This window comes from Micromonospora sp. WMMA1976, from assembly GCF_027497335.1.
Classification (GTDB): Bacteria; Actinomycetota; Actinomycetes; order Mycobacteriales; family Micromonosporaceae; genus Micromonospora; species Micromonospora aurantiaca.
Genome location: NZ_CP114912.1, coordinates 168,018 through 186,764 on the forward strand (window position 1 = coordinate 168,018; position 18,747 = coordinate 186,764).

The following is an 18,747-nucleotide window of genomic DNA, read 5'->3' on the forward strand; positions in this document are numbered from 1 at the left end:
TGTGCGCCACGCGACATCCCCGCCGCTGGACGTCGGTGAGAGAGGGAGAAGACTGGGTACCGGGGCCTGGCCAGCGTCGGGGGACGCCGGCACGCCCGGGAGAGGGACTACCACAGTGACAGGCGACACACCCGCCCCGGCCGGTATGCGTAACGAGTACGCCGCCGACCTGGGCCTGACCGAGACGGATCTGGCGCCGGACTGGCACACCCAGTTCGCCCGCTGGTTCGCCGACGCGGTGGCCCATCCACTGCCGGAGCCGAACGCGATGGTGCTCGGCACCGCCGACGACCGGGGCCGGCCCAGCGGGCGCACCGTGCTGCTCAAGGGGTACGACCCGGAGGGCTTCGTCTTCTACACCAACCACGGTTCGCGCAAGGGCACCGAGGTGACCGGGAATCCGTGGGCCAGCCTGGTGTTCCCGTGGTTCCCGATGCAGCGGCAGGTGACGGTGACCGGCCGGGTCGAGCAGGTGGACCGGGCCGAGACGCAGGCGTACTTCGCCGGCCGGCCGCGCGGCTCGCAGCTCGGGGCGTGGGCCAGCGCCCAGTCGGCGGTGGTGCCGGACCGGGCCGCGCTCGACGCGGCGTACCGGGCGGCGGCCGAGCGGTTCGCCGACGTGGACCCGATTCCCGCGCCGCCGCACTGGGGCGGGTTCCGGGTCCGGCCGGAGACCGTCGAGTTCTGGCAGGGCCGGGCCAGTCGGCTGCACGACCGGCTGCGCTTCCGGCGTACCGGGGACGGGGTCTTCGTCGTCGAGCGGCTCGCGCCGTGACCGACGTCACAACGCCCCGGCGGCGGGGACCGCGCCGCTGGGCGATCGACCTGCGCCCGCTGCGCGTGCCCGCGTACCGGCGGGTCTGGACCGGCAACGCGATCGCCATGTTCGGCTTCCAGTTCACCGCCGTGGCGGTGCCGGTGGAAATGTTCGACCTGACCGGCGGCTCGCTCTGGGTCGGTCTGCTCGGCATCGCGGGCTTCGTACCGTTGCTGCTCTTCGGGTTGTGGGGCGGCGCGGTCGCCGACGCCCGGGACCGCCGCCGGGTGCTTCTCGTCGGCGGCTGCGTGCTCTGGGCCTCGACGCTCGGGCTGCTGGTGCAGTCGCTGGCCGGGGTGCGCAGCCCGCTGCTGCTCCTGCTGCTCGTCGCCCTCCAGTCGACCGCCTTCGCGATCACCTCGCCGGCCCGCAGCGCGATCCTGCCCCGGCTCGTGCCGGCCGAGCTGGTCCCGGCGGCCACCACGCTGAACTTCACCACGTTCACCGCCGCCGCCGTCTTCGGCCCGCTCGCCGCCGGCCTGATCTTCGCCGCCTGGCAGGTCGAGACGGCGCTGCCCATCGCGTACGCGGCGGACGCGCTGCTGTACACGGCGGCGCTCTGGGCCACGCTGCGGCTGCCCGCGATGCCGCCCACGCCGGACCCGGACGGCGGCGTCCGCAAGGCCGGGCTCGCCAGCATCGTCGACGGCTTCCGCTATCTGGCGACCACGCGGGTGCTGCTGCTCTCCTTCGCCATCGACCTGATCGCGATGATCCTGGCCATGCCGCGGGCACTCTTCCCGGAGCTGGCGCAGGAACGCTTCGGCGGCGCGTCGGCGGTGGGCTGGCTCTACAGCTCCATCGCCATCGGCGCGATGCTCGGCGGCCTGACCTCCGGGTGGATCGGCCGGGTCCGCCGCCAGGGCCTCGCGCTCACCGTGGCGGTGGTCGGCTGGGGCGTGGCGATCGCGCTCGCCGGGCTGGCCGGCCAGTTGTGGGTGGCGGTGGTGCTGCTGGGCGTCGCCGGCGCCGCCGACCTGGTCAGCGCCACGCTGCGCCAGTCGATGCTGCTGGTCTACGCCCCGGACCGGATGCGGGGCCGTCTCCAGGGCGTGAACACGGTCGTGGTGGCCGGTGGCCCGCGCCTGGGCGACCTGCGCGCCGGTGCGACGGCCGCCGCCTTCGGCACCGGCTTCGCCATGGTCGGTGGCGGTCTCGCCGCCGCCGTACTCGCGGTGCTGCTGGTGGTGGCGTTCCCGGCGCTGCTGCGCTATCGCTCGACCACCCCCGCCGAGGAGCGCCACTGACGGTAGGGTCGCCGACATGGGGATCGACGCGCAGCCACCGTCCGGTACACAGTGGACCATCGCGGCCGACGGCCACGAGGCCGTCGTGGTCGAGGTGGGCGGCGGGCTGCGGGCCTACCGCTACGACGGCGTGGACCACCTCGACGGGTACGCCGAGGACGAGGTCTGCCCCGGGTCGGCCGGGCAGGTGCTGGCGCCCTGGCCGAACCGCATCCGGGACGGCGTCTACACGGTCGGGGAGCGGTCGTTTCAGCTCGACCTCACCGAGCCGGAGCGGCACAACGCGCTGCACGGCCTGGTGAACTGGGTGCGGTGGCAGCCGATCGAGCAGTCGGCCGACAGCGTGACCATCGGCTACGACCTGCCGCCGAGCCCCGGCTACCCGTGGGCGCTGCGGCTGCGGGCCCGGTGGAGCGTCGGCCCGGACGGACTGCGGGCCGAGCACGAGGCGACGAACCTCGCCGACGAGCCGGCGCCGTTCGGCTTCTCCGTCCACCCCTACCTGCAACTGCCCAAGGTCGGCGTGGACCAGCTGCGGCTGCACCTGCCGGCCCGGCGGCGGGTGCTGGTGGACAGCCGCCTGCTGCCGGTCGCCGCCGCCGAGGTGTCCGGCTCCGAGTTCGACTTCACCAGCCCGCGCCCGATCGGCGATCTGGTGCTCGACACCGCGTTCGGTGACGTCGAGCGGGACGCCGACGGCGGCTCGGCGGTGGTGCTCAGCGCGCCGGACGGCTCGTCCGGGCTGCGGATCTGGGCGGACCGCGAGTTCGGCTGGTGGCAGGTGTTCACCGGCGACACGCTCGGCGGGGAGCGGCACCGCCGGTCGGTGGCGGTGGAGCCGATGACCTGCCCGCCGGACGCGTTCCGCTCCGGCAAGGATCTGATCATGCTGGAGCCGGGGCAGACCTGGCGGGGCGCCTGGGGCGTCCGCCCGGAGGTCTGAGCGTGGAGTTCGCCGAGGTCGTCCGGCGCCGCCGGATGGTGCGCAACTACGAACCCGCCCGGCCGGTGCCGCCGGAGGTGGTCGACCGGCTGCTGGACCACGCCGTCCGGGCCCCGTCGGCCGGTTTCTCCCAGGGCTGGGGCTTCCTCGTGCTGGAGGAACCCGAGGACCGGGAACGGTTCTGGGCCGCCACCACTCCCGGTGGCGGCGGCCGGGAGCGCTGGCTGGCCGGGATGCGCCGGGCGCCGCTGATCGTGGTGCCGCACGCCAACCGCGACGCCTACCTGGACCGCTACGCCGAGGCGGACAAGGGCTGGTCGGACCGCGCCGAGGACCGCTGGCCGGTGCCCTACTGGTACGTGGACACCGGTTTCGCGGCGTTGCTGATGCTGCTCACCGCCGTCGACGAGGGGCTGGGCGCCTGCTTCTTCGGCATCCCGCCGCAGCGCATCGGGGCGTACCGGGACGCGTTCGGGGTACCGCCGGAACTGCACCCGATCGGTGCGATCACAGTAGGTTACCGAGCTGTCGACCACCGGTCACCGTCGCTGCGCCGAGGGCGTCGTCCGGTGCAGGATGTGGTGCGGCGGGGACGGTGGACCTGAGCGGTTAGGCTGACATCCACATTGTCAGCCTGGCCTGGGGAGGAGAGCACGCCGTGATCTTCAGGGCGGTCCGGGACGGGCGTCCCTACCCGGAGCACAACCTCACGCTGAAGCAGTGGGCCGAGATTCCGCCGCGCCCGCTGCGGCTTGACCAGCTCATCACCACCAAGCGCGAACTCGCGCTGGACAAGCTGCTCGCGGAGGACTCCACCTTCTACGGCGACCTCTTCCCGCATGTGGTCCAGTGGAACGGCGGCCTCTACCTGGAGGACGGCCTGCACCGGGCGCTGCGCGCGGCGCTCCAGCAGCGCAACCAGATCCACGCGCGGGTGCTCGTGCTCGGTGACCAGGGCGAGTGACGCCTCCCTGAGTCTTGGTTAAGGTGACGCCATGACTCCTCTCGACCTGCTCGACATCGATGCGTCGCTCAGCGACGAGGAGCGGCAGATCCGCGCCGTCGTGCGCCGGCTCGTGACCGACCGGGTACGCCCGCACGTCGCCGGATGGTACGAGGACGGCCAGGTGCCGGCCCGCGAACTGGCCCGCGAGTTCGGCAAGCTCGGCCTGCTCGGCATGCACCTGACCGGGTACGGCTGCGCCGGTTCCTCGGCCGTCGCGTACGGGCTGGCCTGCCTGGAACTGGAGGCCGGCGACTCCGGCGTCCGGTCCCTGGTCTCGGTGCAGGGATCGCTGGCCATGTACGCCATCTGGCGCTACGGCAGCGAGGAGCAGAAGCAACGCTGGCTGCCCGCGATGGCGGCCGGCGAGGCGATCGGCTGCTTCGGGCTCACCGAACCCGACCACGGCTCCGACCCCGCCTCGATGGCGACCCGGGCCCGCCGGGACGGCGACGACTGGATCCTCAACGGCAGCAAACTGTGGATCACCAACGCGCCGATCGCCGACGTGGGCGTGATCTGGGCGCGTACCGACGACGGGGTGCGCGGCTTCGCCGTACCCATGGACACGCCGGGGGTGACGGCGCGCGAGATCCGGCACAAGATGTCGCTGCGCGCGTCAGTGACCGGTGAGATCGCGCTCGACGACGTCCGGCTGCCGGCTGATGCGCGACTGCCCGAGGCGATCGGGCTGAAGGCGCCGCTGGGGTGCCTGACCGAGGCCCGGCACGGCATCGTCTGGGGCGCGCTCGGCGCGGCCCGCGACTGCCTGGAGACGGCGCTGGAGTACGCGACCACCCGCACCCAGTTCGGCCGCCCGCTCGCCGGGTTCCAGCTCACCCAGGCCAAGCTCGCCGACATGGCGGTGGAGTGGAACAAGGGCATGCTGCTCGCGCTGCACCTGGGCCGCCTCGCCGACGCGGGCACGCTGCGGCCCCACCAGGTGAGCGTGGGCAAGCTGAACAACGTCCGCGAGGCGCTCGCCATCGCCCGGCAGTGCCGCACGATCCTCGGCGCGAACGGCGTCTCGGGGGAGTACCCGGTGATGCGGCACGCCAACAACCTGGAGAGCGTGCTCACCTACGAGGGCACCTCCGAGATCCACCAGCTCGTCATCGGCCAGCGGCTGACGGGCCTGTCCGCGTTCGCCTGACCTGCGGTTTCACCCGATCGGGTCGCTCGGCGAGCGACTGTCGCACGGTGGCCGTACCGTCATTGTCAGTCGATGTGTCGGACGAGGACGGTGAGGGCGATGGCCCGCGACGGTGACATCAACGAGCCCACCCGGGAGTTCCCGGACTACCCCACCAGCGAGTCCCTTCGCGACCGGGCGGAGGGCACGCCCGACCACGACCGCGAGTACGCCCCCGGTGCCCCGGGCTCGGGCGGCGGTGCGGCGCGCGGCCTGCTCTGGGTGCTCGGCGCGGCGGCGCTGGCGGTGGTGGTGCTGCTCGGCGTGCAGGCCACCGGTCTGCTGCCCGACTTCCGCAACCCGTTCGCCAAGGAGCAGACCGACCGCAGCCAGCCGCCGCTGCTCAAGTCGATCCGTGACCTGAGCCGCTACGTCGCCGCCGAGGGCAACTTCCAGGTCGTGGTGGACGTGCAGAACGACAGGCGCAACGTGCCCGACTTCCTGCTCAACGAGCGCACGCTGTTCGTCGGGGCGGGCCGGGTCGAGGCGTACGTCGACTTCACGAAGATCGCCGACGGTGCCGTGGTGGTCTCCGAGGACGGCAAGTCCGCCGAGATCAAGCTGCCCGCGCCGCAGCTCGGCGAGACCGATCTGGACATGGACAAGAGCTACGTGTTCGCCGAGCAGCGCGGTCTGATCAACCGGCTCAACGACCTGGTGGCGGGCGACCCGAACCGGCAGCAGCAGATCTACAAGCTCGCCGAGGACCGGATCACCGCCGCCGCCCGGGACAGCGGGCTCACCGCCCGCGCCGAGGAGAACACCCGCAAGATGCTCGAAGGGCTGCTGCGCTCCCTCGGATACGAGAAGGTGACAGTCACCTACGCGGCACCCTGAGCTTCCTGCTCTGACGCCGCGCGCCCGCCCCGAGGATCCGGGGCGGGCGCGTCGCGTGTGTGCCGGCGTCCCGGCTCGTGTCGCGTCAGCGGGTGGCGAGGTAGCGGTCCTCGTTCGGCATCAGGACCCACAGGACCAGGTAGATGATGACCTGCGTGCCGGGCAGCAGCAGCGACAGCAGGAACAGCAGCCGGACCATGCCGGCCGACATGCCGAACCGCTGCCCCAGGCCGGCGCAGACACCGGCGATCATGCGCCCCTGGCGGGGCCGGACCAGTTTGCGACTCATCGTCGTCTCCCACTTCTGCGGCGATCCGCCGCGCTGATTCCACGGTAGAAAGGGGTACGCGCCGCGCCCTCAGCCCCGAGGAGGATCGGCGACCCGGGCACCCGTAGGTGCTTACCCCGGCCCCTCCCCGCCAACGCACCCCCGCTCCCCGCCCCGCTCCCCGCCCCCCGCCTCCCGCCCTGCTCCGCTTCCGCGATCTTGCACTTGCGGCCCATGTTCTGCCCCATTCGCGCCCTTTCTGAGGGCCGCAACTGCAAGATCGCGGGATTGGTGGGGTGGCGGGGCGTTCGGCCGGACCGCTGCGTCGAGCGCGTTCCGCCTCGCCGGGAGCCGGGATGGATGCGTCGATCTTGGAGTTGTGGCACCTCGCGAATGGCGTTAATCGGGCATCCTGGGTGCCACAACTCCAAGATCGACGGGGCGGGGCGGGGCGGGGCGGGACGGGGCGGGGCGGGAGGGGGGCGGCGGGTCGGGTATGTGGCGGAGTGGGGGCGGGTATTCACGGGGGCGAGGTAGGCTCGCCGGTCGGGCGCCCCCACCCCGGGCGCCGGCCGTCTACCCGCCCGGCGGGCGCGGCACCTACGCACCGGCTCGGATCCGCACAACGGGGACGACGGCGAGGAAACAGCAAATGATCAGTGTCTTCGATCTTTTCAGTGTCGGTATCGGGCCGTCCAGCTCGCACACCGTCGGGCCGATGCGGGCCGCCCGTACGTTCGTGGCGGGCCTGAAGGCCGACGGGCAGCTCGCCGACGTGGCGCGGGTACGGGCGGAGCTGTTCGGTTCGCTCGGCGCGACCGGGCACGGGCACGGCAGTGACCGGGCGGTGCTGCTGGGGCTGGAGGGCGAGGTCCCGGAGACCGTCGACACCGACTCGGTGGGGCCTCGGGTGGAGCGGATCCGCACGCAGCGGCGGCTCGACCTGTTCGGCAGCCAGGGGATCGACTTCGACCCGGACACCGATCTGGTGCTGCACCGCCGGCGGTCGTTGCCGTACCACCCGAACGGGATGACGTTCGCGGCGTACGACGCGGCCGGGAACGAGGTGCGGACGCGCACGTACTACTCGGTCGGTGGCGGGTTCGTGGTGGACGAGGCGGCGGCCGGGGCGGACCGGATCAAGGCGGACAGCACCCGGGTCCGGCATCCGTTCCTCACCGGCGCGGAACTGCTGACCGTCACCTCCGAGACGGGTCTGTCGATCAGCGAGGTGATGCTCGCCAACGAGTTGTCCTGGCGCAGCGAGGCGGACGTGCGGGCGGGGCTGCTGGAGATCTGGCGGGTGATGCGCGAGTGCGTGGAGAGCGGCTGCACCCGCGACGGCGTACTCCCGGGTGGGTTGAAGGTCCGGCGGCGCGCGGCGGAGATGCGGCGCGGCCTGGAGGCGGAGACCGGCAGCGGGGATCCGCTGCGCGCGATGGACTGGGTGACGTTGTTCGCGTTGGCGGTCAACGAGGAGAACGCGGCCGGCGGGCGGGTGGTCACCGCGCCGACGAACGGGGCTGCCGGGATCATCCCGGCCGTGCTGCACTACTACACCCGGTTCGTACCGGGTGCCTCCGAGGAGGGCGTGGTCCGGTTCCTGCTGGCGGCGGGCGCGATCGGTGTGTTGTTCAAGGAGAACGCGTCGATCTCCGGGGCCGAGGTGGGCTGTCAGGGCGAGGTCGGTTCGGCGTGCTCGATGGCGGCGGCCGGGCTGGCCGAGGCGCTCGGCGGTACGCCGGAGCAGGTGGAGAACGCCGCCGAGATCGGCATGGAGCACAACCTGGGGCTGACCTGCGATCCGGTGGGCGGCCTGGTGCAGATCCCGTGCATCGAGCGCAACGCGGTGGCGAGCATCAAGGCGATCACCGCGGCGCGGCTGGCGTTGCGGGGCGACGGGGTGCACCACGTGTCGCTGGACAAGGTCATCAAGACCATGCGGGAGACCGGCGCGGACATGAAGGTCAAGTACAAGGAGACCGCGCGCGGCGGGCTCGCCGTCAACGTGATCGAGTGCTGACCTCGTTGGGGTGATCCCGGCCCGCACCCGGCCCGGGAGCGCGACTGACAAAGCGACCATCATGCGGTGACGTCAGGCGTCGCGGCGCTCTGGTCCGCCCGCACCTCGCTGCGCATCCTGGTCCGCCGGGATCTCGCGGTGAAGTACCAGCAGTCGGTGCTGGGCTACTTCTGGTCGCTGATCGAGCCGCTCGGCATGGGCCTGATCTACTGGTTCGTCTTCGGCGTGCTCTACTCCGGCGCGACCCGGCGGCACCTGGGCGAGGCGGCCGGGTCGTACCCGCTGTTCCTGATCACCGGCATCTTCGCCTGGATGTGGGCGAGCTCGGCGCTGACCGAGGCCGCGAACGCGCTCACCGGGCAGTCCCGGCTGATCACCACGATGAACCTGCCTCGGCCGATCTTCCCGATCGGGCGGGTCGCCGGCCGGTTCGCCGAGTACCTGGCCGGGTTGCCGATCCTGGCCGCCGTCGCGGCGATCTATGCGAGCCAGGGGAAGATCCGCCCCGGCTGGAGCCTGCTCGCCCTGCCGCTGGCGGTGTCGGTGCAGTTCGTGCTGCTGGTGGGCCTGGCGTTGCTGCTGTCGGCGGGCAACGTGCTGATGCGCGACATCGAACGCACCATGCGGTTGATCATCCGGCTGCTGTTCTACGCGACGCCGATCATCTATCCGCTCGGCCTGGTGCGGGAGTCGGGCATGCCGGGCTGGCTCAAGATCGGGTACGAGCTGAACCCGCTGGTCGGGATCTTCCAGCTGCACCACGCGGTCTGGTATCCGGACGAGTTCCCCGATGCCCGGCTGCTCACGATCACGGTGTCCGGCAGCGTGCTGGTGCTGGCGCTGGGCTGGTGGGCGTTCCACCGCCTCGAACCGGCAGTGCTGAAGGAACTCTGAATGGCTCCGATCATCGAGGCGGACGGGCTCGGCATCCGGTTCGTCCGCAACCGGCGCCGTCAGCTGCGGCTGCGGGAGCTGATCGTGCACCGGGGCGCCCGCGACCCGGACGCGGGCCGGTTCTGGCCGCTGCGTGACCTGTCGTTCCGGGTCGAGCCGGGCGAGACGGTGGGCGTGGTGGGCCGCAACGGCACCGGCAAGAGCACGCTGCTGCGGCTGATCGCCGGTGTGCTCATCCCGGACGAGGGCTCGATCCGGGTGCACGGCCGGGTGGCGCCGCTGCTCGAACTGTCCGCCGGGTTCTCCGGCGACCTGACCGGGCGGGAGAACCTCTACCTGGTGGGCGGGCTGCACGGGCTGTCGTCGGCGTACCTGCGGGAGCACTTCGACGAGATCGTCTCGTTCGCCGGTGAGCAGGTGGAACGGGCCATCGACACGTCGGTGCGGCACTACTCGTCGGGGATGAAGGTGCGGCTCGGGTTTGCGGTGATCGCGCACCTGCCGCACCCGGTGCTGCTTGTGGACGAGGTGACAGCGGTCGGGGACGCGGAGTTCCGCGCGAAGTGCTATGCGACCATCGAGCGACTTCTCGCGGAAGGGCGCACGCTGGTGCTGGTGTCACACAACGACAAGGACCTCACCCGGTTCTGCCGTCGGGGGCTGTACCTCGACGCCGGACGGCTGATCGTCGACGGGACGATCGACGAGGCGCTGGCGGCCTACGCCGACGCGGCGAAGCGGTGACGCTCGCGATCGTGCTCGCCGCCGAACCGGCGGCGGGCCACCTCACCGAGCCGCCGGGCCGTCCGGCCGAGCCGGGCCGTCCGATCGAGCCGACAGCGGGCCGACCTGCCGGGGAACCACTCACCGAGCGGCTGGCCGCGCAGTGGCGCCGGGCCGGGGCGGACGACGTGCGTATTGCCGCCGACCTGACCGAGCTGGCCGACCTGGTGGCCGGCGCGACCGGGCCGGTGCTGGTGAGCGGCGCTGACCTGGTGGCGCACACCGCCGTACTCAAGCACCTCGCGACCAGCCCGGTGGGGCCGACGGTGGCGCTGGTGCTCACCGATCCGCCCGCTCCTGGGCAGGCCACGGTGCGCGAGGAGCGCGGGCAGGTGGTCGAGGTCGGCGCCGCCGACCCGAGCGGCGTGTTCGGCGGCGCGCTGCGGGTGGGCGCGGCCGACCTGCCCGCGCTCGCCGAGGCCGCCCGCCGCGCCGCGGGTACCGTCCCCGACGTGCCGCCGTCCGACCTGGCCGCCCCGGCCGCGCCCGGCACCGCCGGGGGCGGGCCGCTGGACGCGGTGGACCGGCTCGTGGCCGGCCTCGCCGCCCGCGGCACGCTGATCTTCGCCCACCGGGTACGTCTGCTCGTGGCGCACCGGGTGGGCGACGAGGCGCAGCGGGCGGCGGCCGAGGCGGCGGTGGCCGCCGTCGACGAGGACCGCGCCGAGTTGAAGCTGTCGGTGAAGGAGCGGGACGACTTCTTCACCACGTTCTTCGTCAGCACCTGGTCCCCGTACGTCACCAAGGCGGCGGCACGCATCGGGATCGGTCCGACCGGGGTCACCCTGGTCTCGGTGGCGTTCGCGGTGGCCGCGGCGGTGCTGTTCGGCACCGGTGGACGGCCCGCGCTGGTGGCCGGCGCGGTCCTGCTCTACCTGGGTTTCGTGCTGGACTGCGTGGACGGGCAGCTCGCCCGCTACACCCGGCACTTCAGCGCCTGGGGCGGCTGGCTGGACACGATGGCCGACCGGTTCAAGGAGTACGTGGTCTACGCCGGTCTCGGCTTCGGCGCCACGCATGCCGGATTCCGCTACGGCTGGGCGCTGGCGCTGGCCGCGATGACGTTGCAGACCGTGCGGCACATGACCGACACCTGGTACGGCGCGCTGCACGACGAGGCGGCCCGGCGGCCGAAGGTGGTGAGCGCCGACGCGGGCGGCATCGGCGGGAAGCTGAACGCCGCGTCGACCCGGGTGCAGGCGGACACCGGCTCGGTGTCGTACTGGCTGAAGCGCACAGTGGTGTTCCCGATCGGGGAGCGGTGGGCGCTCATCGCCATTGCCGCCGCGCTGTTCGGGCCGCTGGTGGCGCTGGTCGCGGTGATGGCCTGGGGGACGCTGGCGTTCGCGTACACCGGGGGGTTGCGGACCTTGCGGGCGCGGTGGATGCGGGTGCCGGTGCTGACCACTGTGGACGCGGCTCTGCACCGCGACGACGGCCTGCTGGCCCGGACGCTGCCGGTCGCACGACGGCCGCTGCTGCTGGCGGTGCTCGGCGCGCTCGGCGCGGCCGGGACGCTGGTGTGGGCGCTGCTCGCGGTGCACGGCGGCGGCGACCTGCCGATCTGGGTGCCGGTGCTCGCGCTGGTGCTGCTGCTCGGTGCGGCCCAGGGCTCGCGGGCGTCGCACGACGGGTCGCTGGACTGGCTGGTGCCTGCTGCGCTGCGAGCCGCCGAGTACCTGTTCGCGATCGCGATCGGGGTGGCGGGCCGGGCGCCCGCGTGGCTGATCTTCGGGTACGTGCTGGTGCTGACGCTGCACCACTACGACCTGACCGCCCGGCTGGAGAAGCGGCAGTCGGCGCCGCCGTTGCACGCCGCCACGCTGGGCTGGGCGGCCCGTTCGGTGTTGCTGGTAATCGGGCTGATCGCCGGATATGCGAGTATCGCTCTGGCTACACTCGGTGCGTACCTTCTCGTGGTTTTTGTCGCGAGCGTGGTCCTCGCCTGGGTGGTCCTGCCGGCCCGCGCCCGTGGGGGTGTGCGCTCGCCGGGCTGACGGAGGGCGGGCCGGGGTGACCTTGATCAGCTTCGTCGTGCCGGCCTTCAAGGTGCAGGGCTACCTGCGGGAATGCCTCGACTCGATCCTCGACCAGCCGTTCGGCGACATCGAGGTGATCGGTGTCGACGACGCCTCCCCGGACGACAGCGGCGAGATCCTGGCCGAGTACGCGCTGCGTGACCCCCGGGTCCGCCCGGTGCGGCTCGCCGAGAACGTCGGGCTCGGTCCGGCCCGCAACATCGGGCTGGACCGGGCCGTCGGCGAGTACGTGTGGTTCGTCGACGGGGACGACTGGCTGGTGCCCGGCTGCCTGCCGCACGTCGCGGACCGGCTCCGCGACACCGCGCCGGACGTGCTGATCGTCGACCACGTCCGGGCGCACTGGAACAACATCGGCACCCGCAGCGCGATGCGCGACGTGTTCCCCGACCCGCCCGGCGCGACGACGTTCACGCTGCGGGACCGGCCGGAGACGCTGAAGCTGCTGCACACCGCGTGGAACCGGGTGGTACGCCGGGAGTTCCTGCTCGAACGCGGGCTGCGCTTCGAACCGGGCTGGTACGAGGACGTGTCGTTCAGCTATCCGGCGCTGATGGCCGCCGGGCGGATCGGCGTACTCGACCGGATCTGCCTGAACTACCGGCAACGCCGCACCGGCGCGATCACGAAGACCCGGGGGGACCGGCACTTCGAGGTCTTCGCGCAGTGGCACCGGGTGTTCGGGCTGATGGACCGCTGGCAGGTGACCGGACTGCGGCCGGCCGTCTTCGAGCGGATGATCTGGCACTACCTCACGGTGCTCGGCAACGGCGACCGGATCGCGCCCGAGCTGCGGGCACCGTTCTTCGCCCAGATGCACGCCGACTACGTGCGGTTCCTGCCGTCCGAGGGCTACCCGGTCCCGCCCGGCCCGGAAGGGCTCAAGCACCGGCTGGTGGCGGCCGGGCGCTGGCGGACGTTCAGCGCGTTGCGCGAGGCGCACCAGGCGGGGGAGACGGCCCGGCGGACCGCGCGGCGGGCCCGGCGACGGGTGACACCTGTGGTGCGGCGTACCGCCCGGCGGGCGCGTGACCTGGCGCTGGGCGAGTACTACCGGGCCGAGTTGCACCGGCCGATCGACCCGACGCTCGCCGTGTACGCGGCCTACTGGTACCGGGGCTACTCGTGCAACCCGGCGGCGATCTACGAGGCGGCCCGCCGGCTCGCGCCGCAGGTACGCGGCGTGTGGGTCGTCCGCCGCGACCGGGTGGCCACGTTGCCGCCGGGCGTCGAGTACGTGGTGGCCGGCAGCCGCGAGTACCACCGCGTCCTGGCCCGCGCCCGCTGGCTGGTCAACAACGTCAACTTCCCGGACTTCGTGCGCAAGCGGCCCGGGTCGGTGCACGTGCAGACCCACCACGGCACGCCGGTCAAGGTGATGGGCCTGGACCAGCAGCGCTACCCGGTGGGAGCGATGGGGATGAACTTCGCCGGCCTGCTGCGCCGGGTCGACCGCTGGGACTACAGCATCACCTCGAACAGCTTCTCCACGCAGATGTGGGAGCGGGCGTACCCGGCGGACTACACCACGCTCGAGGTCGGCTACCCGCGCAACGACCGGCTGGCGCTGGCCACCGCCGAGGACCGCGGCCAGGTCCGCGCGGCGCTGGGCATCGCACCCGACGAGTACGTGGTGCTCTACGCGCCGACGCACCGGGAGCACCTGCCCGGGTGGCGGCCGCCGTTCGACCCGGACCGGATGCTCGACGTGCTCGGGCCCCGGGGCCGGCTGCTGATGCGCAGCCACTACTTCCACGACCGGGAGCGGCATCCCCGGGGGCCGGCGGCGGACGGCGTGCTGGACGTGAGCGCGTACGAGCGGGTGGAGGACCTCTACCTGGCGGCGGACGTGCTGGTCACCGACTATTCCTCGGCGATGTTCGACTACGCGGTGCTGGACCGGCCGATCGTGGTCTACGCGCCGGACTGGGACGCCTACCGGGTTGCCCGTGGCGTCTACTTCGACCTGCTGGCCGAGCCGCCCGGCGCGGTCGCGCGGGACTTCCCCGGGCTGCTCGACGTGTTCCGTTCCGGCGCGGTCGACGACGAGGCGGCCGAGTTGGCCCGGACGGCGTTCCGGTCGCGGTTCTGCGCGCTCGACGACGGCCACGCCGCCGAGCGCGTGGTGCGCCGCGTGTTCCTCGGCGAATCGCCGTAAAAGGGGTTACCGGCAGGTCACTTAACAACAGAGACCGGCGAATACCGCTTAATAGGACTGTCACGAGCTGAACATGGCACGTTTACCCGATGTGCGAATCAGATGATCCTGGTCACAGTCATTCCCGGGTTTGGGGCGAAGAACTGGGGAGGTGACGGTGGCGACCGTCGCGCTCAAGGATGTCACCAAGGTGTTCCCGGACGGAACAGTCGCGGTCGACACCATCAATCTGGACGTCAACGACGGCGAGTTCATGGTGCTGCTCGGCCCGTCGGGATGCGGCAAATCGACAGTGCTGCGCATGGTGGCCGGGCTGGAGGACCCGTCCTCCGGTGCCATCATGCTCGGCGGTGAGCTGGCGAACGACCTGCCACCGCGCGACCGGAAGATCGCCATGGTCTTCCAGGACTTCGCGCTCTATCCGCACATGACGGTCGGCGACAACATCGGCTTCCCGCTGCGCCTGAGCGGCGTCGAGCCCGCCCCGCGCGGCGAGCGGATCCAGGACGTGGCGAGCGCGCTCGGCATCGGCGACGTGCTCGGGCGCAAGCCCAGCCAGCTCTCCGGCGGCCAGCGGCAGCGGGTCGCGATGGGGCGGGCGATAGTGCGCCGGCCCGGCCTGTTCCTGATGGACGAGCCACTTTCCAACCTGGACAGCGGGCTGCGCGCCGAACTGCGGGCGGAGATCTCCGGACTCACCCGCGAACTGGGCGTAACCACCATCTACGTGACCCACGACCAGGCCGAGGCGCTGACCATGGCCGACCGCGTCGCCATCATGCGCAAGGGCGTGCTCCAGGACGTGGGCACCCCCACCCAGGTGTACGGGCGGCCGGCCACGCTCTACGTCGCCGCGTTCCTGGGCAGCCCGCGGATGAACCTGCTGGAGGCGTCGGTCTACGTCCACCTCGACCGGTACGTCGCGCTGAACCTCGGTGAGCAGTCGCTCTACCTGCCCTGGGACGACATCCGCAGCCGTGCGGTGGCGCACTACCACGGTGAGCGGATCGTGGTCGGCATGCGCGCCGAGGCGCTCACCCCGGTCGCCCCGGACACCGCCGGTGACGTGCTGCACGGGCGCATCCGCTACCTGGAGCACCACGGCCACGAGTCGCTCGCGTTCCTCGACATCGGCGCGACCGCGATCGTGGTGGACGAGATGGGCACGCCGGTCGAGCAGGCCGCACCGGGCCAGCGCGGCCTGCGCCGGTTCAACCAGGTGATGCAGCGGCTCACCGGCCGCGCGACGGAGTCGTCGGCCCCGGCCCCGGAGGCGGGCGGAGGCGGCGGCAACCGGACGAGCGTGCTGCCCGACCCGGGCCGCCACCACCGTCGTCCGGCGGAACTGGCGGTACGGCTCGCGCCGTACCCGCAGGTGTCGCCCGGGCACCCGCTCGCCGTGCAGGTGCGGATGGACGCGCTGCACTTCTTCGACGAGCGAGGCGACCGTATCGACGTCGGCTGGCGGTGAACTGCCGGTCGCATCCGCGGACGGGCGGACGGCTCATCCGCGGATGATCGGCCGCCGGTGCGGGCCCCAGGCGACGAAGCGGGCGAACATGTCGGCGGGGGCGGGCGCGTCGTCCGGGTTGAGCCGGTAGAGGTCGCGCGTGGCCTCGTAGAACAGCCCGCACAGGTAGATGGCCAGGCCGATCTGGTTGTCCTCGTACTCGGTCTTGAGCAGCAGGCGGGCCATCGGGCACGGCCACGGCTGGCCGCAGGCCCGGCAACACCACATCGGACGCAGCGGCGTGTGCGGGGTGGCGTGCAACGGATACGGCCGGGGACGATCGGGCCTGGGCCCGTCCGGCGGCTGCCCGAGCTGGTGGCTGATCACCGGCGCTCCTCGTGGTGGCCGTCTCGCCGGTTGTCGGCGTCGCCTCCGCGCTGCTCCGGTACGGACCAGCGACCGCCGTTCGCCCGCCACTGCTGGGCCGGGGTGAGGTTGCCGACCCGGCCGGGGCCCATCGTCGGCAGTGGACGCGTCGGCTGCCGCATCCACTCCGGCAGGTTGTCGCCCCGTACCCGGTGGGGCAGTGTCGGTGCCGACGCACCCCGGCAGCGGAACCAGCGCAGTCGCACGGCGCAACTCCTCTCGGTAGCGGGAACCGGACGAATTCGGCTCCACTGCGTGACAGTCTCGTCACCGCGCCGCTAGGGTCGGAAGGCGTTCCACCCCCACCTTCCCGGCCGTCCGACCGGCCGATTTCCGTGTGCAGCCGTGTGCAGAGGTGTGCAGATGATCCGTGTGCCGTTGTGGGAACTGTTCGCCGGTGAGCTGCGCCGGTTACGTACCGATGCCGGGCTGACGCAGGAGGCGCTGGGCGAGCGGGTGAGCTATTCGGCGTCGCTGGTGGCGGCCGTCGAGCAGTGCCGCCGGGCGCCGCGCGCCGAGTTCACCGAGCGCTGCGACGAGGTGCTGAACGGCGGCGGCCTGCTGGTGCGGATCCGGGACGCGCTGATGCAGGAGGCGCTGATGCCGTGGTTCCGCGAGTGGGTGAGCATCGAGCAGGAGGCTGCCTCACTGCGTAGCTTCCAACCGCTGGTGGTGCCCGGCCTGTTGCAGACCGAGGAGTACGCCCGTGCGCTGCACGAGGGCGCTAGCCCACTTGTCGGTGATGCTATGGAGCAGCAGGTGGCCGCACGGATGGCGCGGCAGGTGGTGCTGGATCGCCCGGCTCCGCCGCAGTTCGTGGCAGTGCTCGACAATTCGGTGCTCACTCGCGCCGTCGGCGGCCCAAAGGTGATGCGGGAGCAGTTGGCGCATCTGGTCGAGGTGGGTCGTCGGCCTCGCGTGCACCTGCACCTGGTGCCGGAAGCGGTCGGTGCCTATCCGGGGCTCAACGGTGCTTTCGTGCTCGCGACCCCCGCCGACGGTGACGACGTGGGCTACCTGGACAACCAGTTGCACGGCACAATCGTGGAGCGGCACGCGGACGTAAAATCACTTCGGCAAACCTGGGAGTCGGTGCGTGCGGAAGCTATGCCGCACGGGGCGACTCTGGCGGCGATCTCGGAGGCGGCGAAGCGATGGAGTTGACCGGCGCGATCTGGCGCAAGAGCACCCGCAGCAGCGGCAACTCCGGCGACTGCGTCGAGGTGGCGGACAACCTGCCCGGTGTGGTGGGGGTGCGGGACAGCAAGGACCGGCAGGGGCCGGCGCTGACGTTCACGCCGTCGAGCTGGGCGGCGTTCGTCGCGCACACCAAACGGGCGTGACCGACGTACCGGATCTCGGTCCCCCGCCACGGCGCACCGCCGTCGACGTGGCGCAAGTGCGTCGCCTGGTCGCCGACCAGTTCCCGCACCTGGCCGAGCTCCGGATCGAACCGGTCGCCAAGGGCGGCTGGGACAACTGGACCTTCCACCTCGGCCCCGAGCTGCTGGCGCGCCTGCCCAGCGCTGCCGAGTACGCCCTGGCTGTCGAGAAGGAACACCTGTGGCTCCCGGCCCTCGCCGCTCGGCTGCCGCTACCAATCCCCGCACCGCTGGCGAAGGGCGAACCGGGTGCGGGCTACCCGTATCCGTGGTCGATCTACCGCTGGCTCGACGGCGAGACCGCCGCCGTGGGCCGGATCGCCGACCCGGTGCGGTTCGCCCTCGACCTGGCCGGATTCCTCGCGGCCCTGCGGGACGTCGACGCCGCCGGTGGTCCGCAGCCGGGCGTCCACAACTGGTTCCGGGGCGGCACGCTGCGCACGTACGACAAGAAGGTCGAGGATGCGCTCGTGGCGCTGGACGGCCACGTCGATGCCGCGCTGATACGCGAGATCTGGGCGCGAGCGGTCGGCGCCCGCTGGGACGGGGTGGACCGCTGGTTCCACGGCGACATCGCCCCGGGGAACCTGCTGCTCGCGCACGGCCGGCTGGCGGCCGTCATCGACTTCGGGACATGCGGCGTCGGTGACCCGGCCTGCGACCTGGCGATCGCCTGGACGTTGCTGACCGCCGAGGGCCGGGCGGCGTTCCGCGAGCGGCTCTCGGTGGACGACGCGACCTGGGCGCGCGGACGTGGCTGGGCCCTCTGGAAGACGCTTTCCACCTACTCCCGCACCTTCGACGACCCCGAGGACGCGGAGGAGTCGGCCGAGGCGCAACGCATCCTCGGGGAGATGTTCGCCGAATAGGCGGCCGGTCTCTCAGCCGGCGGCGGCCCGCTTCTCCGGCGCGAACGGCCACTCCTCGAACGACACGCACCGGCCGTCCTCGGCGAACCGCATGATCCAGAGGTCGCGCCACTCCTGGTGCACGGGGTCGCCGTACCGCACCTGTACCCGGGCCACAGCGGTGTCGCCGTCGACCGCGACGATCTCCGATGTCATCTCGAAGACCTCGTCGGGTCCGTCACGCTCGCTGTCCCACATGCGGGTGATGGCGGGCAGGCCGACGACCGGATCCCGGTACGGCCCCTGCCGATAGGTCGCGTCGGAGGTGAACATCGTGCCCAGCGCCGCCGTTCCCGGTGTGCGCCACGCCTGCTCGTACGCCGCGATCCAGGCGGCCACCCGATTCCTGTCCATGATTGCCAGCCTGCCACCCGGGT

20 protein-coding genes are annotated in these 18,747 nt (G+C 72.2%); 16 read left to right on the forward strand and 4 right to left on the reverse strand.

The features are described 5' to 3' along the window. The first annotated feature begins 145 nt into the window (after positions 1-145). The 7 genes from pdxH (at position 146) to O7546_RS00835 (ending at position 6,039) form a co-directional block, all read left to right on the forward strand. Complete coding sequence (pdxH, locus tag O7546_RS00805; RefSeq protein WP_194798972.1) at positions 146-775, forward strand: pyridoxamine 5'-phosphate oxidase; 630 nt, start codon at positions 146-148, stop codon at positions 773-775. Continuing rightward, positions 772-2,064, forward strand: a complete 1,293-nt coding sequence (locus O7546_RS00810; RefSeq protein WP_194798884.1) for an MFS transporter — start codon at positions 772-774, stop codon at positions 2,062-2,064. The genes pdxH and O7546_RS00810 overlap by 4 nt, the downstream gene beginning before the upstream one ends. A gap of 16 nt (positions 2,065-2,080) precedes the next feature. Then, positions 2,081-3,007 carry an aldose 1-epimerase family protein gene (locus O7546_RS00815; protein WP_281600355.1) on the forward strand — a complete coding sequence of 309 codons (927 nt, stop codon included), beginning with the start codon at positions 2,081-2,083 and terminating at the stop codon, positions 3,005-3,007. 2 nt (positions 3,008-3,009) lie between these two features. Next, positions 3,010-3,612, forward strand: coding sequence for a nitroreductase family protein (locus O7546_RS00820; protein ID WP_269695988.1), 603 nt, complete (start codon positions 3,010-3,012; stop codon positions 3,610-3,612). Positions 3,613-3,665: 53 nt separating this feature from the next. Continuing rightward, positions 3,666-3,971, forward strand: coding sequence for a type II toxin-antitoxin system VapB family antitoxin (locus O7546_RS00825; protein WP_013283726.1), 306 nt, complete (start codon positions 3,666-3,668; stop codon positions 3,969-3,971). A 31-nt stretch (positions 3,972-4,002) separates the two neighbouring features. Then, the gene (locus tag O7546_RS00830; RefSeq protein WP_194798881.1) at positions 4,003-5,163 is read left to right on the forward strand and encodes an acyl-CoA dehydrogenase family protein; all 1,161 of its coding nucleotides are present in this window, start codon (positions 4,003-4,005) and stop codon (positions 5,161-5,163) included. A 99-nt stretch (positions 5,164-5,262) separates the two neighbouring features. Next, entirely contained in the window at positions 5,263-6,039 is a 777-nt protein-coding gene (locus O7546_RS00835; protein WP_269695991.1) for a DUF4230 domain-containing protein, read from the forward strand. A gap of 85 nt (positions 6,040-6,124) precedes the next feature. On the opposite strand, the gene O7546_RS00840 is transcribed toward O7546_RS00835, so the two are convergent. Then, on the reverse strand, positions 6,125-6,328 hold the full coding sequence (locus O7546_RS00840; protein ID WP_135242981.1) for a PspC domain-containing protein: 204 nt from the start codon (positions 6,326-6,328) through the stop codon (positions 6,125-6,127). 631 nt (positions 6,329-6,959) lie between these two features. On the opposite strand from O7546_RS00840, the gene O7546_RS00845 reads away from it, so the two are divergent. The 6 genes from O7546_RS00845 (at position 6,960) to O7546_RS00870 (ending at position 15,675) form a co-directional block, all read left to right on the forward strand. Then, a complete protein-coding gene (locus tag O7546_RS00845; RefSeq protein ID WP_194798879.1) occupies positions 6,960-8,330 on the forward strand; it encodes an L-serine ammonia-lyase in 1,371 nt (456 codons plus the stop codon). Positions 8,331-8,396: 66 nt separating this feature from the next. Continuing rightward, entirely contained in the window at positions 8,397-9,224 is an 828-nt protein-coding gene (locus tag O7546_RS00850) for an ABC transporter permease (protein ID WP_194798878.1), read from the forward strand. After that, positions 9,225-9,968 (forward strand): ABC transporter ATP-binding protein, encoded by a 744-nt coding sequence (locus tag O7546_RS00855; protein ID WP_013283732.1) that lies wholly within the window; start codon positions 9,225-9,227, stop codon positions 9,966-9,968. An 83-nt stretch (positions 9,969-10,051) separates the two neighbouring features. Further along, on the forward strand, positions 10,052-12,004 hold the full coding sequence (locus O7546_RS00860; RefSeq protein WP_281601133.1) for a DUF5941 domain-containing protein: 1,953 nt from the start codon (positions 10,052-10,054) through the stop codon (positions 12,002-12,004). Positions 12,005-12,020: 16 nt separating this feature from the next. Next, positions 12,021-14,204 carry a bifunctional glycosyltransferase family 2 protein/CDP-glycerol:glycerophosphate glycerophosphotransferase gene (locus tag O7546_RS00865; RefSeq protein ID WP_194798877.1) on the forward strand — a complete coding sequence of 728 codons (2,184 nt, stop codon included), beginning with the start codon at positions 12,021-12,023 and terminating at the stop codon, positions 14,202-14,204. 157 nt (positions 14,205-14,361) lie between these two features. Beyond that, positions 14,362-15,675 carry an ABC transporter ATP-binding protein gene (locus tag O7546_RS00870; RefSeq protein ID WP_194798876.1) on the forward strand — a complete coding sequence of 438 codons (1,314 nt, stop codon included), beginning with the start codon at positions 14,362-14,364 and terminating at the stop codon, positions 15,673-15,675. 33 nt (positions 15,676-15,708) lie between these two features. On the opposite strand, the gene O7546_RS00875 is transcribed toward O7546_RS00870, so the two are convergent. Together O7546_RS00875 and O7546_RS00880 are read right to left on the reverse strand one after the other, a co-directional pair. Continuing rightward, entirely contained in the window at positions 15,709-16,041 is a 333-nt protein-coding gene (locus tag O7546_RS00875) for a hypothetical protein (RefSeq protein ID WP_194798875.1), read from the reverse strand. After that, on the reverse strand, positions 16,038-16,286 hold the full coding sequence (locus O7546_RS00880) for a hypothetical protein (protein WP_194798874.1): 249 nt from the start codon (positions 16,284-16,286) through the stop codon (positions 16,038-16,040). The genes O7546_RS00875 and O7546_RS00880 overlap by 4 nt, the downstream gene beginning before the upstream one ends. Positions 16,287-16,443: 157 nt before the next feature. Here O7546_RS00880 and O7546_RS00885 point away from each other — a divergent pair, with 157 nt between their 5' ends. Genes O7546_RS00885 through O7546_RS00895 form a run of 3 tightly spaced genes read left to right on the forward strand, consistent with a single transcriptional unit; the run spans position 16,444 to position 18,331 of the window. Beyond that, positions 16,444-17,244, forward strand: a complete 801-nt coding sequence (locus O7546_RS00885; RefSeq protein WP_269695995.1) for a helix-turn-helix transcriptional regulator — start codon at positions 16,444-16,446, stop codon at positions 17,242-17,244. Continuing rightward, on the forward strand, positions 17,235-17,423 hold the full coding sequence (locus O7546_RS00890; protein WP_194798872.1) for a DUF397 domain-containing protein: 189 nt from the start codon (positions 17,235-17,237) through the stop codon (positions 17,421-17,423). The genes O7546_RS00885 and O7546_RS00890 overlap by 10 nt, the downstream gene beginning before the upstream one ends. Then, a complete protein-coding gene (locus O7546_RS00895; RefSeq protein WP_194798871.1) occupies positions 17,420-18,331 on the forward strand; it encodes an aminoglycoside phosphotransferase family protein in 912 nt (303 codons plus the stop codon). The genes O7546_RS00890 and O7546_RS00895 overlap by 4 nt, the downstream gene beginning before the upstream one ends. A 12-nt stretch (positions 18,332-18,343) precedes the next feature. On the opposite strand, the gene O7546_RS00900 is transcribed toward O7546_RS00895, so the two are convergent. Then, a complete protein-coding gene (locus O7546_RS00900; RefSeq protein WP_228531403.1) occupies positions 18,344-18,724 on the reverse strand; it encodes a nuclear transport factor 2 family protein in 381 nt (126 codons plus the stop codon). Positions 18,725-18,747 lie beyond the last annotated feature (23 nt).